This window comes from Micromonospora sp. WMMD714 (assembly GCF_029581315.1).
In the GTDB taxonomy this organism is placed as follows: Bacteria; Actinomycetota; Actinomycetes; order Mycobacteriales; family Micromonosporaceae; genus Micromonospora; species Micromonospora rifamycinica.
Genome location: NZ_CP120744.1, coordinates 6,365,906 through 6,389,935, shown reverse-complemented (window position 1 = coordinate 6,389,935; position 24,030 = coordinate 6,365,906). Strand labels below are relative to the sequence as shown.

At 70.6% G+C, this 24,030-nt stretch carries 23 protein-coding genes and 2 pseudogenes; 11 read left to right on the top strand and 14 right to left on the bottom strand.

Features of this window, described 5'->3' with window-relative positions; all coding sequences use genetic code 11:
- Position 1 precedes the first annotated feature (1 nt).
- Complete coding sequence (locus O7625_RS27240; protein ID WP_091606449.1) at positions 2-772, top strand: alpha/beta fold hydrolase; 771 nt, start codon at positions 2-4, stop codon at positions 770-772.
- Positions 773-811: 39 nt separating this feature from the next.
- On the opposite strand, the gene O7625_RS27235 is transcribed toward O7625_RS27240, so the two are convergent.
- From O7625_RS27235 to O7625_RS27225, 3 genes and pseudogenes are all read right to left on the bottom strand, one after another.
- Complete coding sequence (locus tag O7625_RS27235) at positions 812-2,080, bottom strand: MFS transporter (RefSeq protein ID WP_282342664.1); 1,269 nt, start codon at positions 2,078-2,080, stop codon at positions 812-814.
- 83 nt (positions 2,081-2,163) lie between these two features.
- Complete coding sequence (locus tag O7625_RS27230) at positions 2,164-2,757, bottom strand: helix-turn-helix domain-containing protein (protein ID WP_282342663.1); 594 nt, start codon at positions 2,755-2,757, stop codon at positions 2,164-2,166.
- A gap of 84 nt (positions 2,758-2,841) precedes the next feature.
- Positions 2,842-3,147 (bottom strand): annotated as a pseudogene (locus tag O7625_RS27225) (transposase); the annotation flags it as partial.
- Between the two features lie 98 nt (positions 3,148-3,245).
- Between O7625_RS27225 and O7625_RS27220 the strand changes: the two are divergent.
- A pseudogene (locus O7625_RS27220) lies at positions 3,246-3,644 on the top strand (LuxR C-terminal-related transcriptional regulator); the annotation flags it as partial.
- 9 nt (positions 3,645-3,653) lie between these two features.
- Here the strand turns inward: O7625_RS27220 and O7625_RS27215 are convergent.
- Positions 3,654-4,199, bottom strand: a complete 546-nt coding sequence (locus O7625_RS27215) for a flavin reductase family protein (RefSeq protein WP_282342661.1) — start codon at positions 4,197-4,199, stop codon at positions 3,654-3,656.
- 262 nt (positions 4,200-4,461) lie between these two features.
- On the opposite strand from O7625_RS27215, the gene O7625_RS27210 reads away from it, so the two are divergent.
- The gene (locus tag O7625_RS27210) at positions 4,462-4,659 is read left to right on the top strand and encodes a hypothetical protein (RefSeq protein WP_282342660.1); all 198 of its coding nucleotides are present in this window, start codon (positions 4,462-4,464) and stop codon (positions 4,657-4,659) included.
- A 416-nt stretch (positions 4,660-5,075) separates the two neighbouring features.
- On the opposite strand, the gene O7625_RS27205 is transcribed toward O7625_RS27210, so the two are convergent.
- A complete protein-coding gene (locus O7625_RS27205; RefSeq protein WP_282342659.1) occupies positions 5,076-6,203 on the bottom strand; it encodes a Fic family protein in 1,128 nt (375 codons plus the stop codon).
- Between the two features lie 1,095 nt (positions 6,204-7,298).
- Entirely contained in the window at positions 7,299-7,565 is a 267-nt protein-coding gene (locus tag O7625_RS27200; protein WP_282342658.1) for a hypothetical protein, read from the bottom strand.
- A 404-nt stretch (positions 7,566-7,969) separates the two neighbouring features.
- Here O7625_RS27200 and O7625_RS27195 point away from each other — a divergent pair, with 404 nt between their 5' ends.
- On the top strand, positions 7,970-8,209 hold the full coding sequence (locus tag O7625_RS27195) for a helix-turn-helix domain-containing protein (protein WP_067306942.1): 240 nt from the start codon (positions 7,970-7,972) through the stop codon (positions 8,207-8,209).
- 345 nt (positions 8,210-8,554) lie between these two features.
- On the opposite strand, the gene O7625_RS27190 is transcribed toward O7625_RS27195, so the two are convergent.
- Together O7625_RS27190 and O7625_RS27185 are read right to left on the bottom strand one after the other, a co-directional pair.
- The gene (locus O7625_RS27190) at positions 8,555-8,692 is read right to left on the bottom strand and encodes a hypothetical protein (RefSeq protein ID WP_157517520.1); all 138 of its coding nucleotides are present in this window, start codon (positions 8,690-8,692) and stop codon (positions 8,555-8,557) included.
- 32 nt (positions 8,693-8,724) lie between these two features.
- Positions 8,725-9,600 (bottom strand): alpha/beta fold hydrolase, encoded by an 876-nt coding sequence (locus tag O7625_RS27185; RefSeq protein WP_282342657.1) that lies wholly within the window; start codon positions 9,598-9,600, stop codon positions 8,725-8,727.
- A gap of 94 nt (positions 9,601-9,694) precedes the next feature.
- On the opposite strand from O7625_RS27185, the gene O7625_RS27180 reads away from it, so the two are divergent.
- Positions 9,695-10,075, top strand: a complete 381-nt coding sequence (locus O7625_RS27180; RefSeq protein ID WP_282342656.1) for a helix-turn-helix domain-containing protein — start codon at positions 9,695-9,697, stop codon at positions 10,073-10,075.
- 166 nt (positions 10,076-10,241) lie between these two features.
- On the opposite strand, the gene O7625_RS27175 is transcribed toward O7625_RS27180, so the two are convergent.
- Both O7625_RS27175 and O7625_RS27170 read right to left on the bottom strand, forming a co-directional pair.
- Entirely contained in the window at positions 10,242-11,279 is a 1,038-nt protein-coding gene (locus O7625_RS27175) for a medium chain dehydrogenase/reductase family protein (protein ID WP_282342655.1), read from the bottom strand.
- Positions 11,280-11,310: 31 nt separating this feature from the next.
- Positions 11,311-11,721: a Dabb family protein gene (locus O7625_RS27170; RefSeq protein WP_282342654.1), complete on the bottom strand. Its 411-nt coding sequence runs from the start codon at positions 11,719-11,721 to the stop codon at positions 11,311-11,313.
- A gap of 185 nt (positions 11,722-11,906) precedes the next feature.
- Here O7625_RS27170 and O7625_RS27165 point away from each other — a divergent pair, with 185 nt between their 5' ends.
- Positions 11,907-14,591: a LuxR family transcriptional regulator gene (locus O7625_RS27165; RefSeq protein WP_282347103.1), complete on the top strand. Its 2,685-nt coding sequence runs from the start codon at positions 11,907-11,909 to the stop codon at positions 14,589-14,591.
- Between the two features lie 531 nt (positions 14,592-15,122).
- The gene (locus tag O7625_RS27160; protein ID WP_282342653.1) at positions 15,123-15,578 is read left to right on the top strand and encodes a hypothetical protein; all 456 of its coding nucleotides are present in this window, start codon (positions 15,123-15,125) and stop codon (positions 15,576-15,578) included.
- A gap of 288 nt (positions 15,579-15,866) precedes the next feature.
- On the opposite strand, the gene O7625_RS27155 is transcribed toward O7625_RS27160, so the two are convergent.
- The 3 genes from O7625_RS27155 to O7625_RS27145 all read right to left on the bottom strand — a co-directional run bounded on the left by O7625_RS27155 (position 15,867) and on the right by O7625_RS27145 (position 18,309).
- Positions 15,867-16,370, bottom strand: a complete 504-nt coding sequence (locus tag O7625_RS27155) for a hypothetical protein (RefSeq protein WP_282342652.1) — start codon at positions 16,368-16,370, stop codon at positions 15,867-15,869.
- Between the two features lie 62 nt (positions 16,371-16,432).
- Positions 16,433-18,064, bottom strand: coding sequence for an ATP-dependent DNA helicase RecQ (locus O7625_RS27150; RefSeq protein ID WP_282342651.1), 1,632 nt, complete (start codon positions 18,062-18,064; stop codon positions 16,433-16,435).
- Between the two features lie 119 nt (positions 18,065-18,183).
- Positions 18,184-18,309 carry a hypothetical protein gene (locus tag O7625_RS27145; protein WP_255470159.1) on the bottom strand — a complete coding sequence of 42 codons (126 nt, stop codon included), beginning with the start codon at positions 18,307-18,309 and terminating at the stop codon, positions 18,184-18,186.
- Between the two features lie 139 nt (positions 18,310-18,448).
- On the opposite strand from O7625_RS27145, the gene O7625_RS27140 reads away from it, so the two are divergent.
- Positions 18,449-19,966: a glycoside hydrolase family 3 protein gene (locus tag O7625_RS27140; RefSeq protein WP_282342650.1), complete on the top strand. Its 1,518-nt coding sequence runs from the start codon at positions 18,449-18,451 to the stop codon at positions 19,964-19,966.
- Between the two features lie 42 nt (positions 19,967-20,008).
- On the opposite strand, the gene O7625_RS27135 is transcribed toward O7625_RS27140, so the two are convergent.
- A complete protein-coding gene (locus O7625_RS27135; protein ID WP_282342649.1) occupies positions 20,009-21,235 on the bottom strand; it encodes a cysteine desulfurase-like protein in 1,227 nt (408 codons plus the stop codon).
- Positions 21,236-21,318: 83 nt separating this feature from the next.
- Between O7625_RS27135 and O7625_RS27130 the strand changes: the two genes are divergently transcribed.
- The 3 genes from O7625_RS27130 to O7625_RS27120 all read left to right on the top strand — a co-directional run bounded on the left by O7625_RS27130 (position 21,319) and on the right by O7625_RS27120 (position 23,881).
- Positions 21,319-21,681 (top strand): hypothetical protein, encoded by a 363-nt coding sequence (locus O7625_RS27130; protein WP_282342648.1) that lies wholly within the window; start codon positions 21,319-21,321, stop codon positions 21,679-21,681.
- Between the two features lie 59 nt (positions 21,682-21,740).
- Positions 21,741-22,562 (top strand): DUF1206 domain-containing protein, encoded by an 822-nt coding sequence (locus O7625_RS27125; RefSeq protein ID WP_067306978.1) that lies wholly within the window; start codon positions 21,741-21,743, stop codon positions 22,560-22,562.
- A gap of 80 nt (positions 22,563-22,642) precedes the next feature.
- A complete protein-coding gene (locus O7625_RS27120) occupies positions 22,643-23,881 on the top strand; it encodes a mechanosensitive ion channel domain-containing protein (RefSeq protein ID WP_067306981.1) in 1,239 nt (412 codons plus the stop codon).
- The last annotated feature ends 149 nt before the right edge of the window (positions 23,882-24,030 follow it).

The following is a 24,030-nucleotide window of genomic DNA, read 5'->3' as shown; positions in this document are numbered from 1 at the left end:
CATGGACACCGGTCTCCTGCCGTACCGCCGATCCACTGCGACGCCGCGGATCCGTCTCTACTGCCTGCCGTTCGCGGGCGGCAGCGCGGCGGCATATCTCGGCTGGGCCGATCGGCTGCCACCGGACGTCGAGCTGTGTCCGTTGCAGCTGCCCGGACGGGGCGCCCGGGCTGATGAGCCGCCGCGCACCCGGATCGCCGAGTTGAGCGCCGAGATCGCCCACGGCATAGCGGACGAACGGTACCGGCTGCCGTTCGTCCTGTTCGGGCACAGCATGGGCGGTCTGCTCGCGTACGAGACCGCCCAGATGTTGCGGGACAGGGGCGGTCCGGAGCCGCGGCGCCTGGTGGTCAGTAGCGCGCGCAGCCCGGACCGCTGGAACCGGCTCCGGACATCGTCCCACCTCGGCAGCGATGCCGCCTTGACAACGATGTTACGGGCGCAGGGCGGCACGCCGCCCGAGTTCTTCGATCACCCCGACCTGGTCGCCCGCGCCATTCCGATCCTGCGGGCGGACCTGGAGGCGTGCGAGCGCTACCGGTACGCCGAACGGCCCCCGCTCACCGTGCCGATCGATGTGCTGGGCGGGCGTGACGACCCCGAGGTCGACGAGGCTGACCTGCTCGGCTGGCGGAGGCACAGCACCGCGCCATCGTCGCTGCACGTGTTCGACGGGGGCCACTTCTACCAGGAGAGTTCGACGGACGCGATGTTCACCGTACTCACGGCCGTATTGTCCGGCATCTGCCTGCCTCGCCACTCCTCCTCGTGACCCGGCACCTCGCTGCCCCGCTGATCGGTCCTCGACCGGTCAGCGGGTCGTAGCGGGTTGCGGCGTCACCGGGCGGCGGTCGTTGCGCGCCGCGAGGTACAGCGGGGCGGCGACGGCCAGGATGATCGCACCGATCACCATCGCCGCGCTCAGGCTGATGGCGTCGGCCAGCGCGGTCAGCGTGACGAGTCCGAGTGCGGCGGCCGGCTGCGAGACCATCGAGTTCAGCGACAACACGGTGGCGCGCTCGTCGGTGCCGACCTGGCGGTGCAGCAGCGCGTTGTGCAGCGGGTTCGACGCGCCGTGCACGAGATAGCAGGCGAGGAACGCGGTGATGATGCCGGCGAGCCCGCCGAACAGTGCCATCGCGGCGACGGCGAGCCCCTGCAGGACCCGCATCAGGGCGGCGGCGAGCGGCGTGCCGACGCGTTCCGCAACCGGGATGATCAGAGCCGCGCCGGCTGCCGAGGCGATCCAGGCGAACGCTGTCAACGGCCCCATCAGCGAGGCGATCTGTTCCGTGTCTCCGGTTACCGCGGTCAGCCGGACCGCGGTAAGCGTCTCGAAGCTGACCATCCCGAATCCCCACAGGATCTCCACGGCGAGCAGGCAGATCAGCACACGGGAGCGGGTCATGAGCCGCGTTGCACTGGCGACCGTCCGTCCGAATCGGACCGACGGGCGGTCTCGTCCGGACCGTTCCGGCCGGTTCCGCGGCTCCTCGCGCAGCAGGACCGTCACGAACCCGAGCTCGATCACCCGCACCACGATCGCGATGACGACCGGCGTGACGATGCCGGGAACGCCGGGAATCGGCTGAACCGCAACGAGGAGGCCGCTCAGCAACGAGCCCGCGCCGATGGCGATGCTCATCACGGTGCCACCCAGACCGAGTCCGCGCTCGATGGAGGTGTCCGGGTCCCGGGCCAGGGTGCTGTCCACGAACCAGGCATCGAGCGGTCCGCTGTCGAGGGCCCGATAGACGCCCTGGATCAGGAAGTAGACGGCGAAGGCGGCAACCGACGACGCGAAGGCGAACAGCAGCAGGGAGCAGATGTTGACCGCGGAGGCGAAGAGCAGTACCGGTCGCCGACCGAACGTGTCGGCCGCGCCACCCGTCGGCACTTCGAGGCAGAGGATCGTCAGTCCCTGGATCGCCATGATCACGCCGAGTTGGCCGAGGCTGAGTCCACGCTGAAGCGGCAGGAGCACCAGCACCGGAATGATCAGGCCGCTGGGGAACCACCGAAGGGCGAGCAGGATCAGATAGTCGCGGCGGATCCTCGAGGCGTTGGTCGGCGGTGGCACAGCATTCCCTCCTTCGATCGGTGCACCCATCGAGCGCACGGGTTGGCCCTCGCCGGAACACGAAGGGGGAGCCGAAGCGTCGGTCAACCGCCTGACGCGGTCAGCGGCAGCGGCGCGATGATCAGAGTGATGTCGATCGGTACGGCACCCTCGGGCCGGCTCGCGGTGTCGCCGAGCGGACGGCGCTGCACCCAGGGCGAGATGAGGGCCTCCCAGGCGCGGTGCAGCTCGGCCAGCTCGTCGACGGTCAAATAGGCGAGGTTCTGTGAGACCCCGGTGTGCTCACTCCAGCGGGAATCCATCTCCGGGCGGCGTTGCTGCCACTCGGCCAACTGAGCGGCGCTGCGCTCCAGCACGAACCGCTCCAACATGCTCAGTCCCTCGTGGCCCTCGGCTGTCTCGCCGGGCTCCCAGTCCTGGGAAACGGCGGTCACCCGCCACGGGCGCTCCCGGTTGTCGCTGCGGCCGGCCTGCTCGACGAAGCCGTACTTCCCGAGCTGGCGCAGGTGATGGGAGGCGAGCGCCTGGCTGATCCCCAGCGCGCGCGCGGCCGTCGCAGCCGTCATGGTGCCCTCACGGCCGACGAGTGCGTGGAGCTTGAGTCGAAGCGGGTGGGCCAGAGCGCGCATGGCTACCGGGTCGCCGATGACGCGCCGCCGCCCACTTTCCAAGGACATGCTTGGAGTCTCCTCGCTTTCCGCCGAATGTCAAGCAGATGCTTGGGAATCTCCCGCCCGGCGGGCTGCGGGCGGGCGGCGAACCTGGCCGGCCTTCTCCCGCGCCTGGCAACGCAGCAGATCATGGATCACCTGGTCGGTGCCGTCATCACGCCACAGGGCGAAGTAGTAGTAGGTGGCGGACTTCGACGGCAGGTCGTGCGGCAGGTACGCCCACTGACACCCGGTCCGGTTCTGGTAGAAGATCGCGTTCACGATCTCCCTCAGCTCGTAGCGACCCTGATGCCCCGACACCGACGGGTGGCGGTCCTCCCACGCCTGCAGGAACGGTCCGACCACCGCCCACTGCTCATCGGTCAGGTCACTCGGATACGCCGCACGCTCACCCATGATCAGCCCAACGCGGCCGGACCCCACCGGTTACGACCACGGCTCACATTCACACACCGACGCAAACCCACAATGCACGAAAGCTACCGAACCACCCTCTCAGCCAGTACGTAGACCAGTCGTACGCGGCACAGTTGCTGGATTCCGACAACGGCGAGGGCGTCGGCTACCTCCTGAAGGACCGGGTCGGCGCGGTCGTGGAGTTCAACGCTGCGGTGGAACAGGTCTCGGCCGGGGAGACGGTCGTCGATCCCGAGGTGGTCCGCCAGCTGATCAGTCGGCGGCCGGATCCGAGGCAGCGGCTGACCGCCCGCGAGCTCGAGGTCCTCGCGCTGATGGCGGAGGGCCGCTCCAACGACACCATCGGCAAGCGGCTGCACGTCACGGACGCGGCGGTCAACAAGCACATCGGCAACATCTTCAGCAAACTTGACCTGCCGGCCGCGATGGACGGCCACCGGCGGGTGCTCGCGGTGCTGGCCTACCTGCGGAGCTGAGCCGCAGGGTCACCGACCTCGGCCTGGCTGCCCAGCCGCGAGATCGCAGAACTCGCCGTCGAAGAAGAGCAGCGGCTCGCCCGCGTCGGGAGTGTGGTGGACCGCGACTACCTGGCCGATCAGGATCGTATGGTCGCCGCCCGGTATCACGTCCCGGACGACCGAGTCGATCCACGCGAGGGCGCCGTTAATACGCGGTGTGCCGGTGACCGGCGACGCCTGCCAACTCACCCCGGCGAACTTGTCCGGCCGGGAGGTCGCGAAGCGACGCCCTATCGCTTCCTGCCGTGCGCTGAGGATGTTGCTCCCGAACGAGCCGGCCCGCACGATGCGCGGCAGGCTGCGGCCGCGGTTCGAGCTGGACACCATGACCAGTGGCGGGTCGAGGGACAGCGACGTGAACGACTGGCAGGTGAAACCAACGGGCTCCTCGTCAAGGGCGGTGACGACGGTTACGCCGGTGCAGAACCGGCCCATCGTCCGACGGAATTCCCGCTCGTCGACCTCGGGCGCTCGCGCTGCGATCGGTGGAACAGCCCCGGCTGCGGTCTCCATGGCCGCGACGGTGCGCGGCCTCTCTATAACTCGCCTATAGCGTCAGCCGGCGGGAACCTATAGGAACGCGATATCCCGCCCACGGACTCTTCGCCGAGTAAGCCGCGACGCCGTCTGCGAAGGGTGAGTCGATTGTCAGCGATCCTTGCTGGTCACCAGGCCGGGCCCGGCGCCGATGAACTCGAGCGCCGGCTCGGCGATCCGTGAGATCCGGACAATCCGCTTGGCTTCGACCGGATCCTGCTGCCACGTCACCCTGGCCATGCTCGCCCTCGCCGTCCTGACCATCCTCACCGCCACCGCCCAGCAATCCCACGCTGACACGGAGATCATCGCGTTGCCCGTCGCCGAGATCCGCCGACGCCAGTCCTTTGATCACACCCATGAAGCTGGCCGCCTGCGCGGAAATGAGCTTCACTCGAGACCATCGCCGCTGACGATGAAGAGCGCGCGCGGTTGAAGCCCGCAGTCGACGACCTCCGCAGCTCACTGAGCCATTCCGCGCCAGGCCAAGGTGAACGATGAATCTCTCGCCGCTTCACGCTGAGGAGCCTCTCGTGCCGACCGGATCCCGGGCGGTCAGCCCGGGACCCTACAGGTAGCCTGATTTCAGGCGAGTGGAATAGCGCCCATAAGTCGCAACCGTGTTGGGTATCGGTTCGTGTCGATCCTCGGACACCAAATTTTGTGGAAAATCGCGATAAATAGGACAGGTTCCTGTCCTATTTGGGGTTACTTAGACCAAATGTTTGTAACTTCTGGAAGCAACTGCCTGGCTGTGGTTGGCCGCATCTGTCCAATTCGGTGACAGGTAATGACGTCTCTTCGGCGCGCTGACGTCGCCGATTCATGTGGTGGGCGTGTCGGGTCTGCGCGTCAGCGTCGGTACGGGTCGATGATCTCCTTGGGGCGTAGCGCGGGGGCGGCGAGGTCGCGCAGCGTCGGCGAGGTGAGGTAGAACCTGCCTCGGGTTTCGCCGTGCTGTTCGAGCATGCCTGCCCGGACGAGGGCGCGAAGGTCGCGGGTTGCTTGGTCGTCGGTGAGGTTCTCGTCGCGCTGATAGAGGGTCCGGCGTACTCGACCGCCGGTCGCGGCGAGGTGCAGGGCGCTGACGACCCGCTCGGGTAGCCCGTGGCGTCGGACCCAGGTGTCGAGCAGTTCCCAGAGACGCGCGGCCTGATCGAGGCGTTGCCGGACCAATTGGGCCTGTTGATGATGGGCGCTCAGGCAGAATCGGATCCACTTGCTGGTGTCGTTCTCGGGCTGCCAGGTTGGGCCCCCGACCTCACCGAGTGCGTCGTAGTAGGCATAGGTGTTCCGGCCGACGCCCAGCCACTCCTCGATCGAGGAGAACTCCGGGGCGAGGACACCGTCCCGGGCGAGCACGAGGGTGTGCAGGCAGCGGGACATTCGGCCGTTCCCGTCCCGCCAGGGATGGATCTTGACCAGGTTAAGGTGGGCCATGGAGGCCCGTACGAGCAGCGGTGTCTCCGGTTCGCCGTCGTCCAGCCAGTCGATCAGCTCGGAGATCAGAGACGCAACGTCGTCGGCGTCAGGCCCGGTGTAGACGCGTCGGCCGGTGTGTGCCTCGTCGATATGGATGTCGCCCGGACGGAAGCGGCCCGGCCACTTGCCGAGCTCATGGCGGAGCATCATGAAGTGCAGCGCGTTGAGCAACATGTGCTGCCAGGCGAACTCGCGTGAGCGGGCGAGTTGCTGCACGTAGGTCAGGGCGTCCCGGTAGCCGGTGATGACCTCCCAGGTTTGCGGGTTCGTCTCTACCGGTTCGTCGCCGGCGACGGCCGCGGCGGCGTCGTCCAGGGACACCTGGTAGCCCTCGATCGAATTCGATCCCTGGATGGCGTGAGCGATCAGGGTTCGTCGGAGTTGTCCTGTCCAGCGGTGCGGCTCGGCGATCTGATACCGCAGGTTGTCCCGCATGGTGTCCAGTTCGCCAAGCACGCGCTTGTCGTCATCCGTGAGCGCAGAAGTCCGATACAGCATGCGCTAATCATACAATGCATCCCGCCGAATCCCAGATTGATTCCGGCATTGCACCGATGAAGGGCATCAGGCCGCCTCTGACGTGTCGCGCCCCTCGCTGAATGAGGTTGTTCGGTCATGACAACACCTATCCGACCGAACGAACACCTCGTCGGTCCACTCGTACCCGCTGTCCTGCCCGCGCGTCTCCGCCTATGCGCGATGCCGATGCCCGCTCTGCCTGCCCGAGACTGCCCACCGGCGATCATCGACGCGGCCCTGGTGCTGGGGATGGCTCTTCCGGCACGCTGTGGCCGGGTGAGCGCGCAGCCCCTCCTGCGCGCTGGCATCGCTTAGGGGGCGCCTGCCCTGGGTAGCCGTGCACGGCATCTCGACCCACTGGCTGCGCCACACCACGCGGACCTGGGTGGAACGGCACTTCGGCTACGGCATCGCCCGCGTCTACGCCGGCCACACCGACAGCCCTGGATCCTCCACCACCACCTACATCAAGGGCCGACCTCCACGACGTCGCCAGTGCGCTGTCCGCCATGACCGGCCAACCACACCCCATGGCAGAACGCAGGAACGACTTCCAGTCGAGGGTCATGCCTTCACCGGCTGACGTTCCCGGCCACCGAGCTGAGTTGAAGATCAGGCTGCGCTAAGGATCAGCACATGTTCGTTCCTGGCTGGCTGTACTGGCTCGTTGCGGCGCTGGAACCCGGTCGCAGCTCTCTGGGATCGCGCCGTTGGCACTCGAGCAGTCGCATAGCTTCGAGCTCACGCAGCCATGCCGTTCCAAATGGGCAGCCACGCCACTCGGTCATCCCGTCGACGACCTTGTCGGTGATGCCGGCCCGTCAGCAAAGCGGCGGTGTGTCGGCCGGACCGTGGGCCGTCTCCGTGCCGGTGGCCGCGACGGCAGGCGACGACCTGGACATTGAAGTACAACGACGTATCTATGGGTGGCCAAGGTTCACTTGGCGGGACTCGGGGCAGACGTTTCTGCACGTCACGACGTACTCGTGGAAGATGCGCGACGTTCTTCCGCCTGCTTCGTTGGTGCAGGGTAAGGTGCGGGGCCGGCGGTTGCCGACCCCGCACCGGGGTGGGCTACATCTGATCGTTCGACCTACCAAGTACGGCGATCAGGCGTAGCAGGAGGGCGGTGGCCCTGGCCGCAGTGGCTGGGCCACCGCTTCCGCCGGCTTCCAGCAGTTCCGCTGCAAGCTCGAACGCGATGGCCAGGGCTTCCATCACCTTCTCCTTGTCCGGGGTCGCTGGCTGCGAACCGGGACAGCGCGGGGCTGTTTCGCTGGAGCCGTCGGGCTCATTTTCGTCATCAACCACGCGTGACCTGAAGACGAACGACGCAACCACCTCGCGTTCTCCCAACGCTCCAGGTACGTCCGGGTTACGGGGTGTTCGTCGGTCCTGCCGGTGACGTTCTGATCGCAGGGCTGGTTCCCGTGGCGTTGGTCACGCAGGTGTTCGGACTCGCAGTGCGATGGATGGGTGTCGACTCGTGCCGCACGCCTGTTAAGGGCATATCAAAATGCCACTCTATGGGACATAGGTGGCATGAACTTGGGTGCTCCCTTGCAATGTGCAAATGCACAGGACACAAAAATTTTCCGCCAATCAGCCCTGACGAAAGGCCTTGCAGGAAGAACACACCCAGGCGTTTCGCCATCGTTGACCCCGACATGGATCCCCGTAACGAACGTCCCTCACCGCCGTTCAGCAACCAGCAGGTCGGACAACTTGTCGCACTCCTTCGTCCGGTGATCGACGCGATCAGCGCACGGATCGCCGACCACGACCCTGACCCGGACCGTTGGCTGACCATCAACGACCTGGCAGCGAAGCTCCAGGTGCCGGTCAGTTGGGTTCAGGAAAAGGTCAGCGCACGTCTCGTTCCGCACCACCGCGTCGGCCGCCACGTCCGCTTCACCCGGGCCGACCTCGAAGCGTTGGAGCGCCTCTACCAGGAGAAGCCGGCTGCCCGGCAGCGCCGCGGCTGACCGCTGCCGACACGCGGACGACGTCACGACGCAAACCTGAGACTGCTCCGAGGAGGTACGACCGACCAGGACCGCGACTGGCAGGCCCTCAGCACGATGCCCAGATGAAGAACCCTCTCAACGGGATCGCGCTTAACCTGGTCGCCGTAGCTGACCGGTCCCACACCGCTGGTCATCGCCTCGACCGACCCAGGGCGGGCCGCTGAGAGGTGGCCCGCCCTCTCGGTGCTGCAGCTCGCGCCGATCGATCGGGCCGCCCGGCATGTTCAGGGCGTAACAGGACCCGGGTCTGCTGGGGTGTGCTTGGCCTTAGGCGGTGAGGGCGGGCGTCATCGCGTCCCTGGTCTACGGCCCGCCGGGTGCCCGGTCGAGCTGTCCGCGTAGGTTCGCCGCCTCCTCGCTACGGCCGAGTCCGTCGAGGACATCGGCGAGCGTCCGGTACGCCGAGAACAGTGGGTCGGTGGTGCGGGAGCCGCAGGTCATCCCCTGAGCGGAGTTGCTTTCCTCGTCCGCGGTCAGGCACGGGCCGGTGTCGCCCGAGCCGCCGTGGCCGCCACGATCGAGGCGAGGTCGCCGGGGGCGTCGACGGGAACAAGGTGTCCGCTGTGCGGGAGCAGGTGCTGGTCGAGGTGGTCCGCGATCAGCGTGAGCTGGCGCGCCGGGGCGTCTCCCACCGTCGAGGCGCCGACGGCTGTCACCGGCATGGTCAGCCGGCCCTGCTCGGCCCAGGAACGGTTCCACTGCACGTTCGCGGGCATCGCGCGGTAGTGCTCGAAGGCCGCGCGCAGGCGGTCTCGTCCGGTATAGGCGCGGACGAAGTGCCGTGCGAGATCTTCCGGCACCCCGGCGCGGGATCCGATGCCGAGGAAGAAGCGGACGTAGCGGTCCTCGTCCCCGCTCAGGAGGCTCTCGGCTAGACCGTCAGGCGCCTGGTGGAACCCGAACCACCACGGTCCGCCGGAGCCGAGGAACGTCTCCGCGCCGGCGAGTCCGCTGATGACCGCCTCGACGACGGTGAGGCTGAGCACCCGGTCCGGGTGGGCGGCGGAGAGAGCGAACGCGGGCGCGGCGCCGACGTCGAAGCCGACGACGTGCGCCGTCTGCAGGGAGAGCGCGTCGAGGAGGCGAACCTGGTCGGTCGCGAGGCTCACGGCGTCGTAGCCGCCCGCCGTCCGCTCGGTGTCGCCCGTTCCCCGCAGGTCGGGCATCAGCACGTCGTAGCCTGCGGCAACCAGTAGCGGCTCTACCTCCCGCCAGATCTCTTTGGTGTGTGGAAAGCCATGGAGCAGCAGGACGGGGCTTCCGGCGCCGGCTCGGCGCACGCTCACTCGGAGATCGTCGAGCTGAACCATCTCGATCGTCGAACGGTGGCCCTGGGCGGTACGACTCATCAGACCTCCTAGTTACCATCAGGTACCTGGAAACGATAGGAGAGCTGTGGTGAGCAGGAAAGAAGGCACGTCAGGCCCCCCTGGTCACCCCGAGGTGACCATCGCACAGCACGGTGACCTCTTCGACGCCGACTGCCCGACGCGGCTGCTGCTCGACCGGGTGGGATCGAAGTGGACCGTCATGATCGTTTTGCTGCTCGCCGACGAGGGAGAGCTGCGGTTCGGCGCGCTGCGTCGTCGCATGCCGGGCGTCTCCCAGAAGATGCTCACCCACACCCTTCGGCAACTCGAAGACGACGGCCTCGCCCATCGCCGGGTGGAACCCACGAGCCCACCCGCCGTGCACTACTCCCTGACAGCGCTCGGCGACACGCTCGTCGGTCCGTTGCGCGAGCTCAAACACTGGGCCGAGACGAACATGGGCGCGATCGACGCGCTGCGTACGTCGGCGATCGAGTCTCGTCGTGACCGGTAGGTGACGGGATGGTTCTCAGCCGACTGCGGCTGACGGCACGCCGGCCCTGCCCGACGGCGGCAGCAAGTCCGGCGTACCGCGCGGGAAGGTGCTGTTGGCGCTGGTCGAGCCTGACGAACGAGGAGGTGGCACCACAGAGAGCCGTGGTGGCCCGGCAGGCGTGTGCTCAGGGCACCAGGATGACCTTTCCCGCGACCGTACGGGACTCGGCGAGCGTCAGCGCCGACGCGGCCTCGGTCAGCGGGATCCGCGCGGCGATCTGCGGGTTGAGCACGTCGTCGGCGAGCAACCGGAACACGACGGTGAGGTCCTCGGCCAGGGTCCGCCGGAAGGTGTCCGGGCGGCGGCGGCCCGCCCAGAAGTTGTAGAAGTGGGCGCTCCGGTGGTTGGGCAGGGTGTGCCAGAGCTTCAGCTGGGCGAAGAGCTTCAGCACCGGCAGCCGGGAACTGCCCTCCTCGTCCTTCGTCGCCGCCGTGCCGTAGGACACCAGCGTTCCGCCCCTGCGCAGCAACTGCCACGACTGCTGCACGCCGGGACCGCCGACGTGGTCGAACACCGCGTCCACGCCGTCCGGCGCCAACGTCCTGATCCGGTGGTACATGTCCGGGTCGCGGTAGTCGACGGGGGTGGCGCCCAGTTCGCGTACCGCAGGGTGGTGCCGCTGTGCCGCGGTGCCGATCACCCGGATCCCGGCGTGTCGGGCCAACTGGACGAGTGTGGAGCCGACGCCGCCGTTGGCGCCCAGCACGACGATGATGCCGCCGGACCGGACCTTGGCCAGCCGGTGCAGCATCTGCCAGGCGGTGATGCCGTTGACCAGAACCGTCTCCGCGGCGGCGGCGGACACCCCGTCGGGCACCGGCACCAGGTCGGCGGCCTCGACCAGGACGTGGGTGGCCCACCCGCCGGTCTTGGTCACCGCCGCGAACCGGCGTCCGGTCAGGCCGGCGTCCACGCCGGGGCCGGCGGCGACGACGGTGCCGACCAGGTCGTACCCGGGCACGAAGGGGTACGGCGGCTGGTCGTAGTACTTGCCGCGCCGCATCTGCTGCTCGGCGAACGACACACCGGTCGCCTCCATCCGCAGGACGACCTGTCCCGGTGCCGGCGCCGGGAGGTCGCGGGTGCGTACCTCCAGACCGTCCGGTTCGACCGCGTCCGGTAGGACCACCTCGGTGGTACGGATGGTGGCGGCGTGGGTCATGACGAAGCTCCTCCACGATGTTCGGCCACGGCTACGGCTTGTCCGGCGTGTGGTGCACGCTCGTGCCGGTGTCGGACGGCATCGCCGCCAGCAGTTCCGGGTCGGCGTCGTAGTGCCGCTTCTGTAGGGCCGCGACGTCGGCGGCGAAGTCCGGAGAGTCGTCGTCGGTGATGTCGTAGGCCTCGAACCTCGCCATCAACGGGATGCCGAGTCGCTCGGACCGCGCGTGTGCCGCGTGGTTCAGGTACTCCCAGTACCCGTCCAGGTCCTCCAGGACGAAGACCGCTCCCCAGTCGAAGTCGCCGCCGTACTCGCGTCCGACGATGAAGGCCTTGACCGCCGGGATGGCCCGGCCCTGCTCGCGGAGGGCGTCGAGGGCCTCCGCGACCAGCCCGGGATCGGCGTCGTCCCTGATCTTTATCCGGTTGCCGTGGTAGATCATTGAGGCTTTCCTCCGGTGGTGTGATGAGCATGCTCGCCGGCCGGGCCGGGCGAGGACACGGGCGTGCCAGCAAGACCTTCCGCCGACGGGACCGGGCACCGCATCGGTGGGAATTGCGTAGCCGCCCGCGCGGTCGTGGAGACTCCGGGGCGATACCGGACAAGGGGTAGCGTGTCCGGGTGCGAATGACTGCTGCCGGGGGCTCACTGGTCGGCAGGGAGGCCGAACGCACGGTCCTCGACGAGCTGGTCCGGGGCGCGCGGTCGGGCCGGGGCGGGGCGCTGGTGGTACGCGGCGAGGCCGGCATCGGTAAGAGCATGCTGCTGGAATACGCCCGGGACGCGGCCTGCGACGCGCGCGTCATCCGGGCGTCCGGGGTGGAGTTCGAACGGGAGCTGCCCTTCAGTGCGCTGCACCAGCTGTGTGTGCCGGTGCTGGACCACCTCGCCGACCTGCCGGCCCGGCACGCCGACGCGCTCCGGGTCGCGTTCGGGCTGCAGGCGGGTACACCAGACCTCTTCCACATCGGCGTGGCGACCCTGGGTCTGCTGGCCGCCGCGGCCCGGGTACGCCCGCTGCTGTGTCTGGTCGACGACGCACACTGGCTGGACGCGGCGTCGTCGAAGGCGATGGCCTTCGTCGGCCGGCGGGTGGCCGACGAGCCCGTCGCCATGCTGTTCGCCCTGCGGTCGACCGCGTCGAGCGAACTGCGGGCATTGCCGGGCCTCGACGTCGGCGGCCTGAGCGATACCGAGGCCCTGGCGTTGCTGGCGGCCCGACGGCACCTGCTGCTCGACGACCAGGTGCTGAACCGGCTACTGGCCGAGGCCCGGGGGAATCCTCTGGCGCTGCTCGAACTGCCCGCCGCGGGCGGCTTCGGGCCGCCGGAGACCACCCCGGTGCCGACGCGGATCGAGCGCAGCTTCCAGGCCCGGTTGTCGGGTCTGTCGGGCGAGGCCCGTCGCCTGCTGATCCTGGCGAGTGCCGACCCGACGGGCGATCCCGCCCTGTTGTGGCCGGCGGCGCGGTTGTCGGGCATCGACGTGCCGACGGCCAGTGCCGCCGTGGCCACCACGGGACTGGTCCGTTTCGCGGCCGGCATCCGCTTCTGCCACCCGCTGGCCCGGTCGGCGGTCTACGGTGCCGCGTCGGCGGACGAACGGCGCTACGCGCACCGGGTGCTGGCCGAGGCGACCGACGACGTCACCGACCCGGACCGGTCGGCCTGGCACCGCGCCCAGGCCAGTGTCGGCCCTGACGACGGTGTCGCCGCGGAGCTCGAACGATCGGCCACCCGCGCCCGGGCGCGCGGGGGTGTGGTGGCCGCGGCGGCCTTCCTGGAACGCGCGGCCGAGCTCTCCCAGGACCCGGCCGACCGGATCGGGCGGACCCTCGCGGCGGCGCAGGCCGCCCTGGTCGCGGGCCGTCCCGACCGGGCGGCCGCGCTGGTCGGCGCCGTCGAGCACGCCGCGCTCGGCGCTTCCCACCTCGCAGATCTCGATCTGTTGCGGGGGCAGGTGGCCTTCCAGAGCCACCGGGACGACAGCGGCCCGGAGTTCATGATCCGCGCCGGCAGGCGACTGGCCGGGCCGGACCCGGAGCGGGCCCGCAGGTGTCTCCTGGACGCCCTCGAGACGAGCCTACTCGTCGGCCGGGCCAGCGGCGTGCTGGAGCTGGTGCTGACCGCCGTACGGTCGATGCCGGCGACCGGGCCACGCCCACCGGACATCCTGGACGCGCTGAGCCTGCTGGACGCGGCGGGACACCGCAAGGCTGTCCCGGTGATCCGGCAGGTCCTCGACGGCCCCGGCGGTCCCGGCTGGACCGGGTACCCCGCGCTCGCCCTGATGCTCGCGGGGGAGATGTGGGATCCGGACCTGCATCTGGCGACCGTCAGGTGGCTGGAGCGGACCGGCCGGGAGTCCGGCTCGCCGCTGCTGCTGCGTCTCGGTCTCGCCCAGCGGGCCTCGTACGGCACGCTCTGCGCCGACATCGGCCTGGCAACGGCGTCGATAGCCGAGGAGGAGGCGATCGCCGACGCGACCGGCGGGCCGCCACAGCTCTACCACCGGATCCACCTGGCTGCCGTGCGTGGCCGCCGCGCCGAGGCGCTCGCGCTGTTCGAGGACGCGTTGGCCGCGGCCACGACCAGCGGCAGCGGTCTGCTGACCGGCAACATCGACTGGGCGTCGGCGGTGCTGCACAACGGTCTCGCCGACTATCCGGCAGCGCTGACCGCCGCTCGGCGGGCCGTCGCGGACGGCGCCCTCTTCCTCGCCAGCTTCTCGCTCCCCGAACTGGTCGAAGCCGCGGTCCGCTGTGGCGACTCCGCGACCGCCGCGGCGGCGCTGGAGTCGCTGACCGAACGCGCCGATGCCAGCGGCACCGCCACCGCTCTGGGGATCGCGGCGTATTCCGAGGGGCTGGTGACCGGCTCCGAGGAGCCGTACCGCAGCGCCGTCGCGTACCTGGAGCGGAGTCCGCTGGTGACCTACCGGGCCAGGGCACACCTGCTGTACGGGGAGTGGCTTCGGCGTGAGGGCCGCCGGCGGGACTGCCGGCCGCACCTGCGCACCGCGCACGGCCTGCTGTCCGGGGCGGGATTCGACGCGTTCGCCCGGCGGGCCGCGGTCGAGCTGCGCGCCACCGGGGAACGGCCACGCCGGCGGTCGCCACACACCTACGACCAGCTCACCATCCAGGAGCTGCACATCGCCCGGCTGGTCGCCGCCGGCGCGACATCCAACGAGGTCGCCGCCCAGCTCTTCATCAGCCCCCGCACCGTGGACACCCATCTACGCAACATCTTCCGCAAGCTCGGCATCAACTCGCGGCGGCAGCTCAGGGACCGGCCGGACCTCGGGGCGTGAACCCACCGGCACCACCGACGAGCTGCGGAAAGCGGCTACCGGCCGGCTCCACGCTGGGACAGCCGTCGACTGCGCTCGCGCCAGCGGCCGGTTCGAGCAGCTGCGCGGCGGGCGCGGCGCAGACAGCCGTCATCGATCCGATCCAGCACCGCCGCCCCCGCAGGTCGGTTCGCACCGGCGGTCGGGCGTGCGGCAGTCGTCGTTGACTCTCCTGATCAGGGAACGTCCGCTCCCTGATAAATCAGGACCGGCTGTCCTTCGACCAGGCTGTCGGCGTCAGCGGTCATGCCATGTTGACTCACTGTCATTATAGGGACACGCAGGGCTATTGAGCTGGGGTGGGGTGTCTGACAAGGTGCTTATAACGGATTGTCAAAAACGAATGAAAGGAATGATCTCTATCGTAGCGAAGATCGGAATTTCGACGATTCTCGCGGTGTCGGCCATGCCCCCTCGGCATTCGGCCATCCTGATGGCATGGACCGCCAGTAGTAGGAAGACCTTGAAGGGATTGATATGAGAATTGCACGGGTGGCGGCAATGTTGACCGCCGTGATGACGGCTACTCTCGGGCTGAGTCTGACATCCGCCGGACCCGCCGCAGCCACAGAGAACGGCTCATGGCGGGCTTACGGCAACACCAACCCGATTACCTCCAGCCCCAGCACCTGGCGGTGCGCCGGCTCCAAGACGATCGCCACCAGTGTGGTCGCCCAGGTCTGTGCGATCAGGTCCTCGGGTGGGGGATCCGTGCAGGCGGCGGTGATCGTCCGCAACAACCGATCCGGTCTCTACTCGGTGGCGGCAGCCATGGACCTGTACACGACTTCTGGAGTCAATCTGGGCGACTGGGTGTGCTCGTCGTCAGGGGTCGGGGCGAACTCGTGGTCGGTGTGCTTCGGACGAACCCTCACTCAGAGCAAGGCGGTGAACTCGGTGGGGGCGTCCAGCCCGGGGGGTGACCTCGGTCAGTCGCCGTCGGTCTGACCCCACAGATGGTTCGGGCCGTGAGGAGACGAGGGTACGCCGAAAGAGTATTGGCGGCGGTCCCGACGCGGCCTGTGACACATCCCGCAGGAGCACCGCATCGTCCCGTCCTGGATTGCTCATGAGCGCCGGGTGTCCACTGCCGAATCCCGAATGCTGATTCTGGCGTTCGAGTCGGTGGTGGCAGGTTGGCTGGACGGTTCTGAGTTTCCGATCGTCGTACGCCGAGAACAGCGCGGGCCGGGCTGCCGTCAGGCGGGCCCGGCCCGTTGCCGTACTCGATCGACGTCAGTCGTTGAGGACGTGCGAGAGGCGGTCGCGGAACTTGCGCTCCGAGTCGCTGACCTGGTCGCCGCCGATGCCGAGCAGCCCTCCGCTGGACGCCGCCCCGACCACCTGCTCGGCGATCTCCACCAGCCAGTGCCGGTAGGCCCCGCCCTCGCCCTCGTCCACCTTGGCGGCCAGCAGGGTGGCAGCCTGCCCGGCCCGGACCAGCACGTCGTCGATGAGCGCCTGCGGGTCGGCCGGCGAGATCACCGGTAGCTCCTCGCCGGCCTCCGGGTCGCCCACCCGGGAGACGATCTCCCCGGCGACGGCGGCGACCAGCGGGCTGGCCGACTCCCGGCCGGCGGCGATGGTCTCCAGGCCGGCCGCGTTCTCGGCGCGGGTGCGCCGGGCGCCGTCCGACTCGGCGGCGCTCGCCGCGGTCAGGACCGACTGCGGCAGGCCGACGAGCAGCCCCCACTCCTCGTCGGAGAACCCGAACCCGGTGTACGCCGGCTGTTCGATCACGACTGAGCCCCTCTCGGTTGTTCCACTGCGGGCACCGCACGTGGGCGGTCGCCCGGGTCAGGCTAGTCCAGCGTCAGCAGGCCCTGTTCGGACACCACGCGTACGGAGAGCGTCTTGTAGCCCACCTCGTCGAAGAGCACCGTCATCCGGTCCTCCTCGTAGTTGAGTACCAGGCCCGGACCCCACTCCGGGTGGCGGACCTGGCTGTGCACGGGGAACGGGCCGACCGCGCCGCTGTCGGCGACGCTGGTGCCGGCGTGGCAGTTGTCGCAGTGCCCGCAGACGTGCGACATCTGCTCACCGAAGTAGGCCAGCAGCACCTGCCCCCGGCACCCGGTGGTCTCGGCGAAGGCGCGCATCATGTCGGTGCGGGACCGGGTGACCGTCTGCTGCCGTTCGGCCTCGGCGAGGGCCGCCGCGCCCGCCTCGACCGGGGTGGGGGAGTAGCGCGGTGCGCCGATCTTCTGCCCGGCCCGGGGTTCGGCCGCGCCGATCTGCTCCAGCAGGGCCAGGTACTGGCCGAGCTTGCGCGGCCCGAGCCCGGTCGACTCGCGCAGGGCCTTCTTCGTCGCCGGCCGGCGGCGCAGCAGCGCGGCGAGGTCCCGCAGCTCGGTCTCGTCCGGCAGGCCGCCGGAGAAGTAGCGTTGCAGGCCGACGTCCTCGGCCCGCCACAGCAGCAGCACCCGGGCGGGCGCACCGTCGCGCCCGGCCCGGCCGATCTCCTGGAAGTAGCTGTCCGGCGAGTCGGGCAGCGCCATGTGCACCACCCAGGCGATGTTCGGCTTGTCGATGCCCATGCCGAACGCCGACGTCGCCACCATGATCGGCACCTGGTCGGCGAGGAACGCCTCGTGCAGCTCGTGCCGGGCGGCGGTGGGCATCCCGCCGTGGTAGTACTGCGCCGGGAAACCGGCGGTGGTCAGCCGGTCGGCCAGCTCCTCGGCGGCGCGTCGGGTCGGCACGTAGATGATGCCGGGCCGCTCGTCGTCGCGCAGCAGCGCGGTCAGTCGCCGCCAGCGGTAGTCGTCGGTCGGGCAGTAGGCGACCTCGATGAAGAGGTTGGGCCGGTCCAGCCCGGAGACCACCACCTCGGGGTCACGCAGCCGCAGCCGGGCGATGATGTCGTCGCGTACCGGCGGGGAGGCGGTGGCGGTCAGCGCCACCACCGGCGGGCGGCCGAGACCGTCGATCAGGTGGCCCAGGGCCAGGTAGTCGGGGCGGAAGTCGTGCCCCCAGGCCGAGATGCAGTGCGCCTCGTCGATCGCCACCAGGGCCGGTGCCAACGACTTGACCTCGGCCATCCGGTCGGGGTTGCTCAGCGCCTCAGGGGTGATGAAGAGGAACTCGGCCCGCCCCTGCCGGATGTCGTCGATCGCCTGGGCCTGCTGGGCGGCGCTCTCGTCCGAACTGATCCGGACGGCGCGCAGCTCGGGGCGTTGGCGTTCGTTGAGCGCGGCGATCTGGTCCTGCTGGAGGGCCAGCAGGGGCGAGATCACCACCGTCGGCCCGGGGATCAGGCTCGCCGGGATCTGGTAGATCGCCGACTTGCCGGCTCCGGTGGGGAGCACCACCAGGGCGTCGCGTCGTTTCATCACCGCGCGCATGGCGGCGAGCTGGTTGGGCCGCAGCGCTTTCCAGCCGAACAGGCTGCGTGCCGCGCGGCGCAACGTCGTCGAGTGCATGGACAGCTTCATCGAGGGCCGGAGGTACCCGGGTCGATGGAGATCGAAACCGCTCCCACGGGATCGGTGTGCCGCCTACTGTGGCAGGTCAGCCGGGGGTCACCCGGGGTGTGGCCATGATCGACGATGGGTCAGCGGCGGCCGAACATGGCCCGGATCGCGGCCAGGAGCAGCAACCCGCCGACCACCAGGCCGAGCAGGCGTACGCCGGGAATGTCGGCCGGGGAGGTGGCGTCGGCGAGCGGCGGCAGGTCCATCCCCGCACTGTCGCACGTGACCCCGAACGACGCCAGACAGTAACAGTAAGGTTTATTGACTATTACCTCGCCCGATGTGACCATGGCAGCACCGCGACGGCACCGGGCCGTCGGCACGCGACGGGGGTACCGGGGCCGGATGAACGAGCGCAACCTGGCGGGCCTGGCCGCCACCGTCCTGCAACCTGGCTTCGTCGGCACCGCCCCGCCCGACTGGGTCCGCCGGTGGCTGGCCGACGGGCTCGGCGCGGTGGTGCTGTTCGCCCGCAACGTCGTCGACCCGGAACAGGTGGCCGCGCTCACCGCCACGCTGCGCGCCGAACGTCCCGACGTGCTGGTGGCCATCGACGAGGAGGCCGGCGACGTCACCCGGATCGAGTCCGGCCTGGGCAGCTCCCGTCCCGGCAACCTCGCCCTCGGCGCGGTCGACGACCCCGCTCTCACCGAGGAGGTCGCCCGTGACCTCGGCGACGAACTCGCCGCCCTCGGCGTCACCCTCAACTACGCCCCGGACGCCGACGTCAACATCAACCCGGCCAACCCGGTGATCGGGGTGCGCTCCTTCGGCGCCGACCCGCACCTGGTCGCCCGGCACACCGCCGCCTGGGTGCGCGGCCTCCAGTCCGCCGGGGTGGCCGCCTGCGCCAAGCACTTCCCCGGCCACGGCGACACCCGGGTCGACTCGCACCACGACCTGCCCCGCATCGAGGCGAGCCGGGGCCGCCTCGACACCGGTGAGCTGGTCCCGTTCCGGGCCGCCGTCGCCGCCGGGGTGCAGGCGGTGATGACCGGGCACCTGCTGGTCCCGGCCCTCGACCCCGACCTGCCGGCCACCCTCAGCCGCCGCATCCTCGGCGACCTGCTCCGCGACGAGCTGGGCTTCTCCGGCGTGGTGGTCACCGACGCGGTGGAGATGCGGGCCGTCGCCGACCGGTACGGCTTCGCCGGCGGCGCCGTCCGGGCGCTCGTCGCCGGAGCGGACGCCATCTGCGTCGGTGGAGAGCGCGCCGACGAGGCGGCCGCCCGCTACCTGCGCGACGCCATCGTGGCCGCGGTGCTCTCCGGCGAGCTGCCCGAGGAGCGGCTCGCCGAGGCCGCGAAGCGGGTCGGTCAGCTCGCCGAGTGGAGCACCGCCGCCCGCCTCGGTCGGCCCGCCGACGCCCCGCGCCCGGTCGACGGCTCGCCGGTCGGCCTGACCGCCGCCCGGCGGGCGGTCCGGGTCAGCGGCGACCCGGCCGGCCGGCTGCCGTTGCCCGGTGCCGCGCACGTGGTCGAGTTCGCCCCGCCGCACAACATTGCCATCGGCGCGGAGACCCCGTGGGGCCTCGGCGCACCCCTGGCCGAGCTGCTCCCCGGCACCACCACCGTGCGACTCACCGAGGCCGACCTGTCCGCCGAGCCCGCCGACCTGGCCGCCACGGCTGGCGACCCGGCCGGCGGGGTGGCCGGCCGGCCGCTGGTGCTGGTGGTACGGGACCTGCACCGGCACGGCTGGATGCGGGCCGCGGTCGACCGGGCGCTGGCCAGCCGGCCGGACGCCGTGGTCGTCGAGTTGGGGGTGCCCGAGCTGGTCACCGGCCGGCTGCACCTGGCCACCCACGGCGCGACCCGGGCCGCCGCCCGCGCCGCCGCCGAACTCCTCGCCGGAATCCGCTGACCACCCGCCCCGACCACCCGCCGGACGCCCCGACCGGAGGGCTCAGCCGACCGGCTGTTCCCGCCGGGCGGCCAGCCGGTCCAGCTCGGCCAGCAGCCGGTCCACCTCGTCGACGGTGTTGTAGTGGTAGACGCTCGCCCGTACCGCCCCACCGCTGTCCCGCAGGCCGAGCGCCTGGAAGTACTCGTAGGCGTAGTAGTCACCGCTGGACAGGCAGAGACCGGCCGCGCCCAGCGCACCCGCCAGCCCGGCCGGCGTCCACCCGGCCAGCCGGAACGACACCGTCGGGCAGCGCCGTGCGCCGGCCGGCAGGACGGTCACCGTGGGCAGGTCGGCCAGGCCCTCGCACAGCCGGGCGAAGACCGCCTCCTCGTGCGCCCGGGCGGCGGTCAGCCCGGCGCGGACCCGGGTCCGCCGGTCACCGGTGGCCGTCGGGTCCAACCCGGCGAGGTGGTCGACGGCGGCGGCCACCCCGGCCAGCAGGGGGAAGCTCGGGGTGCCGGCCTCGAACCGGTCGGGCACCGCGTCCGAGGAGGGGACCACCTTGGCCGGGTGCAGCGTCGCCCATCGCTCCGGGTCGGCCACCATCGCCGCCAGGTGCGGGCCGGACCACTTGTAGGCGCTGGTGACCAGGAAGTCCGCGCCCGAGGCGGCCAGGTCGGTCGGGCCGTGCGGCACCGAGTGCACCCCGTCCACGCAGACCAGCGCGCCGACCGCGTGCGCGGTCGCGGCGATGGCCGCCACGTCCGGCATGGTGCCGGTCGCGTTGCTGCCGGCCGTCACCGCCACCAGCCGGGTCCGGTCACCGACCAGGGCGGCGTACTGGTCGGCGGGCAGTTCCCCGGTGGCCGGGTCGAACCCGGCCCAGCGCACGGTGGCCCCCGCCGCCTCGGCTGCCTGCACCCAGGGCCGCACGTTGGCGTCGTGGTCGAGCCGGGAGACCACCACCTCGTCGCCCGGACCCCAGGTGCCGCCGAGCGTGCGGGCCAGGGTGTACGTCAGCGCGGTGGCGCTCGACCCGAGCACCACCCCGGCCGGCTCCGCGCCCAGCAGGTCGGCCACCGCGTCCCGGGCCGCCGCCACCAGCTCCAGCGAGCGCCGGCCGGGCACGGAGGCGGTAGTGCGGTTGCCGACCGCGGCCCGCATCGCGTCGGCCACCGCGTCGATCACCGCCTGCGGGGTCTGGGTGCCACCGGCACCGTCGAAGTGGGCGAAACCCTCGGCGAGCGCGGGGTACGCGGCCCGGATCCGGGTGATGTCGAACGGCATGGCACGGACCCTAGCCCGCCCCGAGCGGCCTCCGGAGATCCACCCGGATGGCGCAGTGGGCCGCGTCTCGTACCCTTGGTGGGGTGACGAAGCGAAGCGCCACCGCCCCCACCCCCCTCCGTCGGACCGCCGGCCTGCTCGCCGGCCTGGCGCTCGGCGTGGCCGTGCTGGCCGGATGCAGCTCGGACGGCGCCGACACCGACTGCGGGCTGGACGCCTGCACGGTCACCTTCGACCGGGGTGTCGACGCCAGCGCCTCGATCCTCGGGGTGGAGGCGAAGCTGATCGGTGCGCAGGGTGACCAGGTGACCGTCGAGGTCGCCGGGGAGCATCTCTCGCTCACCATCGGCCAGCAGGCGGCCGAGGTGGGCGGCTTCGCGGTGACCCTGGACAGCGTGACCGACCAGCAGGTGCAGATCCGGGTGGCGCGCAACGCGGGCGGCTGACCGCCCACAGCGGTGGCGGAGCACGTTTGAGGATCTCCGCGAGCGGAGATTGTGGCGCCATGCCACTCACCCGGAACGCCGAAGCCACCGCCGCCCGCACCGCGGACAGCCGCTGGCTGGAACTCCTCGCCCGGGCCGGTTTCATCGGCTACGGGATCGTGCACCTGCTCTTCGCCTGGATCATCCTCCAGATCGCCTTCTCCAACTCCGGCGAGGAGGGCAACCAGAACGGCGCCCTGCGCGCCCTGGGCGCCCAGCCGATGGGCAAGTTCCTGCTGATCGCGATCGCGGTCGGCCTGATCGCGATGGCCATCTGGCAGGCGCTGGAAGCCGCGGTCGGCCACCATGCCAAGCGCGGCAAGGAACGCCTCTTCGAGCGGATCGCCTCGGTGGTCCGTACCGTCGTCTTCCTCTGGCTCGCCTGGACCTCGATCCAGGTGGTCCAGGACGCCAGCTCCAACAGCGCCGACCAGCAGGAGCAGTTCAGCGAGAAGCTGATGGCCTCCAGCGGCGGTCGCTGGCTGGTCGGGCTCGCCGGCCTGGTGCTCGCCGCCGTCGGCATCGGCATGATGATCTACGGCTACAAGAAGAAGTTCGAGCGGAACCTGAAGACCAACGAGATGAACGGCAAGACCCGGCAGACGGTCCGCCGGCTCGGCATGGCCGGTTACATCGCCCGGGGCGCGGTGTTCGCCGTCGCCGGCCTGCTGATCGTGGTCGCCGCGATCAACTACGACCCGGAGAAGGCGCGGGGTCTGGACGCCGCGCTGCGTACCCTGCGCGACCAGCCGTACGGGCCGTTCATCCTGGCGCTGATGGCGCTCGGCATCGCCGCGTTCGGGGTCTACTGCTTCTTCCAGTCCCGGTTCCGCAAGATCTGAGCCTGGTCGATACCGGAACCGCCGGGCACCATTGGGCCTTTGCCCGAATGCGATCAGCCCGGCCGGAAGGAGACAACCACGTGCAGGACTACCTCGAGACGATCGCCGCCGCGGCCACCGCGGCGGCGATCGCGTTGCTGCTCGTCGAGGTGGCGCACCGCCTGATCCGGCGGCTCGGCCGCCGGTCCCACCTGCTGACCGAGCTGACCGAACACGTCCACCGGCCGTTGCAGGTCGCCGGCACGGTGGTGGCCGTGCAGTTCGCGGTGCGGTGGACCACCGGCTACGCCGTCGGCACCGGGTGGCGGCAGGCGGTGCTGCACATCCTGGTGCTCGGCGTGGTGGCCGCGGTGGCCTGGCTGGTGGCCGCGCTGCTGGTGGTGGCGGAGGACACGGCGCTGTCCCGGTTCCTGCGGGTGGACGTGCCGGACAACCGGCACGCCCGGCGGGTACGCACCCAGGTGGTGCTGCTGCGCCGGCTGACCGTCGTGGTGATCGTGGTGCTCGCCGTCGGCGTGATGCTGATGACCTTCCCGGCGGTACGCGGCATCGGCGCGGGCGTGCTCACCAGCGCCGGTGTGGTCGGTGTGGTCGCCGCGCTGGCCGCCCAGAGCCTGCTCGGCAACGTCATCGCCGGCCTCCAGCTCGCCTTCAGCGACGCGGTCCGCCTCGACGACGTGGTGGTGGTCGAGGGGGAGTGGGGCCGGATCGAGGAGTTGACGCTCAGCTACGTGGTGGTGCAGATCTGGGACGACCGGCGGCTGATCCTGCCCACCTCGTACTTCACCAGCACCCCGTTCCAGAACTGGACCCGGACCGAGGCGGCGGTGCTCGGCACGGCCGAGTTCGAACTCGACTGGTCGGTCCCGGTGCAGTCGATGCGGGAGGAGCTGCGCCGGCTGGTCGAGAGCACCGAGCTGTGGGACGGCCGGGTCTGCGTGCTCCAGGTCACCAACGCCACCGGTGGCGCGATCACGGTGCGCGCCCTGGTCAGCGCCGCCGACGCCGGCAGCCTGTGGGACCTGCGCTGCCTGGTGCGGGAGCACCTGGTCGGCTGGGTCCGCGACCAGCGGCCCACCGCGCTGCCCCGGACCCGCACCGAGTTGGGCGACTCCTCCGGCAGCCTGCCCTGGCAGTGGGCGCAGCCGCGCCGGCCGGCCCGTCGCCGCTCCGACGGCGAGGTGCCCGACGACGCCAGGGTCTTCGGTGGCAGTCACGACGGCGACGCCCGCAGCGAGGCGTTCGTCGGCCCGGACAGCAGCGAGGCCCGGGGTGACACGCTGGTCGGCGCCGAGAACGGGGCCGACGTCCGGCGCTGAGCCGGCCGGCGGGGTCCGTCCCGCACGCTGGCGTCGTCCCGTGTCCCGTCGTCCCGCACGGCCGTCGGCCGCGGGCCGAGCCGCCTCCGGAGCCCCTCGCGGTCCGCACCGCGAGGGGCTCCGTCGTGCCCGCTTCCGCGTTTCGCCGG